Source organism: Oleiphilus sp. HI0067 (assembly GCF_001635735.1).
Map to the genome: position 1 here is coordinate 1 of NZ_LWFI01000259.1, position 1,104 is coordinate 1,104.

General features: G+C 43.7%; 2 protein-coding genes. Both read right to left on the reverse strand.

What is annotated here, in order from left to right; all coding sequences use genetic code 11:
• On the reverse strand, positions 1 to 590 hold a 590-nt coding region (locus tag A3739_RS03325), incomplete at its 3' end, for a cell division protein FtsQ/DivIB (protein WP_156502308.1).
• Positions 587 to 1,104, reverse strand: a 518-nt coding sequence (locus A3739_RS03330) for an ATP-grasp domain-containing protein (protein ID WP_156502309.1), incomplete at its 5' end; no start/stop codon positions are given. The genes A3739_RS03325 and A3739_RS03330, both read right to left, overlap by 4 nt.

Consider the following 1,104-nt stretch of genomic DNA (forward strand, 5'->3'; position numbering starts at 1 on the left):
ACTAACTGGTCAGCACTAAGCCCCCACGCCATTAACCTGCTTTCAATGTCGGCCATGTAAGGAAGCATTTCTGTTCGAGTTCTTAAGCTTGCCGATTCAGGACCATTAAATAATGGACGGCCATCAGCTCGCTCAGTTGTTGAGGGAGTAAACACTTCCCCTTTGCTATTTAAGTAAGACTCATGCCCCCAGTTAGCCACGGCAATTTGCTCTTGAATTTGCACACCAACCGCACTTGGCCATTTACGATGAATCACTGCAGATTCAACCCATGCCAAGGCTTCTAATTCTTTTTGAATTTGCTGAATGTCAATCGAGAAAAAACTCTGCCCAATAAAAGGTTCGAGCACATTTGATACATCATGTTTACTCAACTCATTGAATGAACTAGACACCTCGAAATGCTCTATTGGCTGATCAACCACCCCAGCAATCTGATCGCTGAAATAGGCAAATATGACGACTGATACTGACAGCGCCGCCGCAACACAATAAGCCTTCCAAACACCCTGATTTGTCAATATTTGGCGTGTACTACTCGATTTTGCTTTCATATCCATTGTGGATTTACTCATGGTTGCCGCACTCACGCTAAGCCTCCAACATGCAAAGTTTGTTTTAATACTTCTGTTACCAACTCAGGCATTTCTATTCCTTTATGCCTTGCAGCCATAGGTATCAAACTATGATCAGTCATCCCTGGAATCGTATTCACTTCTAATAACCAAAACTTGCCATTTCGATCTTGCATCACGTCCACTCGACCCCAACCTTCACATCCCAAGGCATCGAATGCTTGTTGCGATAATGACGCAATGTGTTGCTCATCTTCTGGACTCAAACGACTTGGCAAAAAGTACTCAGTTTCATCAGATTTATACTTTGCCTCGTAGTCATAAAACGTCGCTGTCGTCTTCAGACCAATAACTGGAAGAGTCTCTTCTCCTAAAATGCCGACTGTAAATTCTTTGCCATCTACCCACGCTTCAAGAATGACTTCTTGATCAAGCGCTAAGGCACTTTGTAAAGCGGCATCTAGCTGAGACTGCTCACTCACTTTTGATACACCAATTGACGAACCTTCTCTTGAAGGTTTCACCGCCA